Genomic DNA, 5,751 nt, shown 5'->3' on the forward strand with positions numbered 1-5,751 from the left:
CATCTAATCTATAACTAACATTTACCCAGGCGAATTTTTTAGCAGCAGTTACTTTTTCCGCAACATAAAAAGTAGGAACTCCTTGCGCATAACTTATCGCTATATGGTAATTTTTAGGGTTTTTCTCGATTACTTTTGAAACACTTTGCCAATAAAGTCGTGCCTTCTGTGAATTTTTATAATTTTTCACTCGTAAATTGATAGTATATTTAATTCTAGAAGTTAGCATTTTATAATCTAAACTCTTTGTAGAATATAAGAATGCATCTTTTAAATTTAAATTCGAGAACTCAGTATAAGGTAGCGGCTTTAATATGTTAACATCCTTCGGTACTAAACTTTGTAACGCCCCTCCGTGACGAAAAAGCATTAGATCAATCTCATAACTTGAATAATCCATTAATGATAACAAAGTAACGAGACTTTTTTCTGCACCGGCACATTCTAAAGAATCGATTACAAATAAGACACTTTTTTTCATGAGTTAACCCTCTTCATTCAATTCAATTTCAAACCTATTAATCGCCTTAATCAAATGAGTTAAATTTTTATCTTACACTTTTTGAATTTTATTTTAAAGATGAAAAATTTCGTTATATTTTTTTCCTTTTACTCACTACAATTTGATTTTCTCTTTAACAATAGTCGACGAAACACCTTTTGTATAAGGGAAGTAAACAATCTCGACGCCTACTTGCTTGAATCTTTTCTCAACTTCACAGAACAAAGGGCTGCCCTTCCAGTCATCACCCACAAACATAGCATCAAATTTAAGGTTCTCCCAGGCCGAAAATTTATCTCGATTTACTTGGGGAACCACCATGTCTACATATTTAATTCCCTCTATAATTTCTGCCCGGTCTACATATGGAATTACAGGTTTCTTATTCTTGTATTCCATTACCAGCTCATCTGTACTGACACCAACTATTAAGAACTCGCATTGTTCCTTTGCTTTCCTTAAAATATTTAAATGACCTACATGAAACAGGTCAAAAACACCTGTTGTATAACCGATTTTATGCTGCTTCATTCATTACTCTCCTTCCTTTCCCAAAACAGATTTCTTCTAGCCGGATAGCCAGGTTCTTTGCTGCATAACCATCTTCATAGGATCCTATTTCTGATAAGAAGCTCTCTAGCTCTTTTCTATAAACTGTCTCGTTATAACTTTCGATCTTTCGTAAAAGCTCTTCGTTGCTAAGTGCTTTAATAAACGGCAAATTCTCCAAGTCAAAATATAATCCCCGTTCATTCTGAATATAATTTTCCAAATCAGGGACATATAAGAAGCAAGGTTTTTTAGTGATTGAGTAGTCGAATATCAAAGATGAATAATCTGAAATCAGGAAATCGGTGATACTTAACAGTTCCTGGATGTCATCATATTGGGTAACATCTATGACTTGACCATTTGCTGTTATTTGATTTGACATTGATATAAGGTGAGGATGCAGCTTTACTAAGAATATCCACTCTCCACCAAACTTTTTCGCTAGTGCTTCCTTTACTTTTGCAAAATCGATATTATAAACATCAAGGTTTTTATCTTTTCTGAACGTTGGTGCATAGAGGGCAACATTACAGGTTTCCGGAATATTAAGTTTAGAAAGTATGGATGACCTCAGGTCGTTATTTGCATTGGCAAGGATATCGTTTCTTGGTGTCCCATGCTTAAAAATCTCTCCGTCATACCAAAAGGCCCGCTTAAAGATTTCAGTACTGTAATCACATCCTGATAGCAATAGATCACATTTTTTCGAGTCCTTTTTTGCCATTTGTACATAATCGGGAGGAAGATTATCCTCAGCATCTTTTTCAATCTGCTTTAACCGCAGTGAACTATGCCATGTCTGTATGTAGTATTGCTCTATCCTTTTCACAAACAAGTCAGTAGTTCTGAAGTTTGTTATTAACACCTTGGATGTACAAAGCTCATAAAAATAGCGAAGTGACATAGTTTTCACTTTTCTTATCCCTTCAATATCCACCTTGGAATCTGGGTCATTGAACGCCCAAACCAGGTCGAAGTAATCTTTCGGATAAGTTTTTAGAATATATTCCGTAATATACTTTGGATTGCAGCCATATTGGCTTCCGTAGTAACTGAACAGGAAAACTTTATTCTTCTTAATAGGTAAACAGTTAAAAAGATAGATAATTACCAGTGAGATATACTTTTTAAGGACTTCCATAAAAATCTCCTAATTATGCATAGTAAAAAAACTTCTTTAAATTTGAAGAAGTTTTTTAGGTTGAAAATTCTTTTTGGGTTATTGGTATTGTTTGTAATTCTGACGATTCAGAAGTGATTTCCAGTTGTCTCAGGACTTTCTTTACTGCAGAAAAAACAATATTCAATAAGGGGTGCACCAGAAACATTGTTAACTGAGTTTTAAGGAATTTATCATGATCTACAGCCTTTTTTAATTTTGCTGAATTCTTTCTGATATAATCTCTTATCTCTTTTCGATACGACCCTCTTTTATCTTTTCTCCAGTTCAGAATCAATAAGTTATAGTGAATCAAACTGGTTCTTAATATGACCTTATAAGATTCATTTACCAATTCTTGATACTTTTCTTCTATAAATTTGTGCCTTTCCTTTAAACCTGCCAGGATATCCAGGTTCCTCGGTGTATATGAAGCAACAATACTATCGCTTCTTTGCAAATAGAAATACAATGGCTGATTTATAAGGATGAATTTCTTGACACGGTCCATCACTTGATGAGCCCAAAACACATCTTCAAACAAAACACCCTTTTTAAAAGGAATGCCTTGTAGAATACTTGTTTTATAGAGCTTCCCCCATGCAAAATTCTTAACTCGATCATTTTTCACTAATTCATACATTAATGACTCCCTATTTAATATGACAGGTTTACCTTCCGGGCTGTATTGCATGTGGTCAAAGAGTAAATAGTCTTCATAGGCATAAAAAAAAGCAGATTGAACTACATCTGCTTTATACCTCTTACAAGTGGTCATTAGCATGGCAATTGCATTAGTTGCTAACCAGTCATCACTATCCACAAACATCGTATAATTGCTCGTAACATGTTGCATTCCTGTATTCCTTGCATCTGATAATCCGCCATTTTCTTTATGGATTACTTTGATTCGTGGGTCAGCAGCGGCATATTCTTCTGCGATAATTCCGCAGCGATCTGGGGAACCATCATTAACTAAAATAACTTCAATATTTTTATAGGTTTGATTCAATATACTATCAATACATCTATTCAAATATTTTTCTACTTTATAAATAGGAACAACTACACTTACTTTATCAGGCATTATCTTTCCGCCTACCTTCGTATTTTTTATAGGAGTTGGACGAAAGTCGGCTGATTGACCACTCCTTATTTATTTGGATACTTTCTCATTCTGCCACTTGATAAATTCTATAAGCTGTTTATATTCTTGGATATTGTCCTTTTTAATACCTGTTTTTTTCAGCTCTTCCGCAAATTCGTAAAGTTCTTTATCGTGGCGAACTCTTTCTGTACTATGACCGTTTATCAACAATGCTTTAAGGTCTACATCTAAAACATCCGATATCTTCTCCAGAATTTGTATGGAAGGATTTTTATGTACATCCCGTTCTATATTGCTTAAATATGACTTGGAAATCCCGGATCGATCAGCTAATTCAGAAAGGCTCAGCCCCTTTCTTCTTCTAAGTTCAGATAAATTTTTTCCAATCATGTGGATTACCTCATTATTCTTGGATATTAAACTATTTTTCTTTCAACCTCTTTTACGTTAATAAAGTTTTTAATACAATTAATGACTCGTGACTGGTCTAGTTCCTCCATATTGGATCCTGAAGGCAGGCAGATTCCATTGGCGAATAATTGTTCGGAGACACTTTCTTTTTCACCATGTTTAAAATACTTGGCACCTTTGAACAATGGCTGCATATGGAGGGGCTTCCATACTGGTCTTGCTTCAATGTTTTCTGCAGCTAATCCCTCTATTAGATCACTTACTGAAACACCTGCTTCTTTTTGATCAATCGTTAGTGCTGTCAGCCACCGATTTGAATAGGTATGATTTAACTCCGGCATAAATTGAATGCCCGGGATTGAGGATAGTTCTTGCTGATACCTTTTGAAAATCGCTCTTCTTGCTTCGACTCTTTCTTCTAAGACCTCGAGCTGCGCTCTGCCGATTCCAGCTAAAATATTGCTCATTCGATAGTTATAACCGATTTTGCTGTGCTGATAATGGGGTGCTGGATCTCTTGCCTGTGTTGCCAGAAAGCGAGCCCTTTGGATTGCTTCGGTATCGTTAGACACGAGCATGCCTCCACCAGAAGTGGTGATGATTTTATTGCCGTTAAAAGAAAATATTCCAAAGCATCCGAACGAGCCGCTCGGTTTTCCTTTGTAGGATGAACCGAGGGATTCTGCAGCATCTTCAATCATTGGCACCTCATATTGATCGCACAACGCAGTCAACTCATCCACCTTGGCACTTTGGCCATATAGATTTACAACAATCACTGCTTTAGGAAGCTTCCCATTCAATGCTGCATCCATAAATGCTTTCTCTAAAGCCTGTGGGGACATATTCCACGTTTCTGGCTCTGAGTCGATAAATACTGGCTCAGCACCTAGGTATAAAATCGGATTCGCACTTGCGATAAAGGTTAATGTCGAACAGAATACTGTATCCCCTTTTGCCACTCCTAATAAAGAAAGAGCCAGATGAATCGCTGCTGTTCCAGAACTGACAGCTGCTGCTTCATTGACTCCTGTATATGCGGCTATATCCTTTTCAAATGCGTCTACATTTGGTCCCAGAGGGGCAATCCAATTTGTTCTAAAAGCTTCTTTTATATATTTTTGTTCATTCCCGCTCATATGCGGAGAGGAGAGGTAGATTCTTTTTTGAACTGTAGTATTAATCATTTATACACCCCCAGTTACTTCTTTTATTTTCACAATCGCCGGCACACCAACTGCCGTGCTGTTTGGTGGAATATTATGAATCACTGTAGCACCTGCTCCGACCATTGCCCATTCCCCAATTTCCATCCCTGGGATAACAGTAGCACTTGCCCCAACCTGTGCTCCTTCTCTGACCGTGACATTCCCAGTTAAAGTGGCGTTCGGAGAGATATGGACAAAATTCTCAATTTTACTATCATGCTCGACAACTGCGCATGTATTAATGATCGCGTGTGCTCCCAATTGAGCATCTGAATTCACAACTGCACATGGCATTACCACACTTCCAGGTCCAATCATGGATTGTGCGCTTACTTGTGCAGTCGGATGAATCAAGGTTGCATAGAACTCTTCGGGAAATCCCAGACTCTCTACAATTTTCTTTCTCACTGTGTTATTTCCAATTGCAACAAAAAATTTCACCTCTGGGAAATCCACAGCGATACTTTTGGCAGAACTCACTGGACCATACATGATCTGTTCATGGAAAAAATCAGCTTTAAATTTATCATCGAGGCAGCTCACTATTTCTGCATCTTCCATGGCTTTAATGACATCTCTAACGACTTTGCTATGTCCTCCCTGACCAATAATGGCAATTTTCATCCATGCCCCTCTTTTACGATAGATTTCGATCCTTTAAACGGCTCCATCGTCACATTGCCAGGCTGTGTGACTCCCTCAGATTGGATGACTTTGTAAAATGTTGTCCATAATATTTTCAGATCTAGAAGGAAGGAACGATTTTCAACGTACCAAACATCTAATTTGAACTTTTCTTCCCAGGATAAGG

The 5,751-nt window shown here is 37.1% G+C and carries 7 protein-coding genes and 1 pseudogene; all 8 read right to left on the bottom strand.

The features are described 5' to 3' along the window. Nucleotides 1-481, bottom strand: a pseudogene (locus ACH0QE_RS02180) (glycosyltransferase); the annotation flags it as partial. Between the two features lie 135 nt (nucleotides 482-616). Beyond that, nucleotides 617-1,033 (bottom strand): adenylyltransferase/cytidyltransferase family protein, encoded by a 417-nt coding sequence (locus ACH0QE_RS02185; RefSeq protein WP_415799106.1) that lies wholly within the window; start codon nucleotides 1,031-1,033, stop codon nucleotides 617-619. Continuing rightward, nucleotides 1,020-2,195 carry a CDP-glycerol glycerophosphotransferase family protein gene (locus ACH0QE_RS02190; protein ID WP_415799107.1) on the bottom strand — a complete coding sequence of 392 codons (1,176 nt, stop codon included), beginning with the start codon at nucleotides 2,193-2,195 and terminating at the stop codon, nucleotides 1,020-1,022. The genes ACH0QE_RS02185 and ACH0QE_RS02190 overlap by 14 nt, the downstream gene beginning before the upstream one ends. Nucleotides 2,196-2,250: 55 nt before the next feature. Beyond that, nucleotides 2,251-3,300 carry a glycosyltransferase family 2 protein gene (locus ACH0QE_RS02195; protein ID WP_415799108.1) on the bottom strand — a complete coding sequence of 350 codons (1,050 nt, stop codon included), beginning with the start codon at nucleotides 3,298-3,300 and terminating at the stop codon, nucleotides 2,251-2,253. Nucleotides 3,301-3,369: 69 nt separating this feature from the next. Further along, nucleotides 3,370-3,711: a helix-turn-helix domain-containing protein gene (locus tag ACH0QE_RS02200; protein WP_283904827.1), complete on the bottom strand. Its 342-nt coding sequence runs from the start codon at nucleotides 3,709-3,711 to the stop codon at nucleotides 3,370-3,372. A gap of 26 nt (nucleotides 3,712-3,737) precedes the next feature. Further along, entirely contained in the window at nucleotides 3,738-4,919 is a 1,182-nt protein-coding gene (locus tag ACH0QE_RS02205; RefSeq protein ID WP_415799109.1) for an aminotransferase class I/II-fold pyridoxal phosphate-dependent enzyme, read from the bottom strand. After that, nucleotides 4,920-5,564, bottom strand: a complete 645-nt coding sequence (locus ACH0QE_RS02210) for an acetyltransferase (RefSeq protein ID WP_415799110.1) — start codon at nucleotides 5,562-5,564, stop codon at nucleotides 4,920-4,922. It lies immediately after the preceding gene. Further along, a partial coding sequence (locus tag ACH0QE_RS02215) for a sugar transferase (RefSeq protein ID WP_415799111.1) occupies nucleotides 5,561-5,751 on the bottom strand: 191 nt, incomplete at its 5' end. The genes ACH0QE_RS02215 and ACH0QE_RS02210, both read right to left, overlap by 4 nt.

The sequence above is a fragment of the Mesobacillus sp. genome (genome assembly GCF_047739415.1).
GTDB lineage: Bacteria > Bacillota > Bacilli > Bacillales > Cytobacillaceae > Mesobacillus.

Excerpts from the sequence above, each read along its gene's own strand:
- ACH0QE_RS02200 (WP_283904827.1), bottom strand. The coding sequence starts at position 3,711 with ATGATTGGAAAAAATTTATCTGAACTTAGAAGAAGAAAGGGGCTGAGC.
- ACH0QE_RS02205 (WP_415799109.1), bottom strand. The coding sequence starts at position 4,919 with ATGATTAATACTACAGTTCAAAAAAGAATCTACCTCTCCTCTCCGCAT.
- ACH0QE_RS02195 (WP_415799108.1), bottom strand. The coding sequence starts at position 3,300 with ATGCCTGATAAAGTAAGTGTAGTTGTTCCTATTTATAAAGTAGAAAAA.
- ACH0QE_RS02210 (WP_415799110.1), bottom strand. The coding sequence starts at position 5,564 with ATGAAAATTGCCATTATTGGTCAGGGAGGACATAGCAAAGTCGTTAGA.
- ACH0QE_RS02185 (WP_415799106.1), bottom strand. The coding sequence starts at position 1,033 with ATGAAGCAGCATAAAATCGGTTATACAACAGGTGTTTTTGACCTGTTT.
- ACH0QE_RS02190 (WP_415799107.1), bottom strand. The coding sequence starts at position 2,195 with ATGGAAGTCCTTAAAAAGTATATCTCACTGGTAATTATCTATCTTTTT.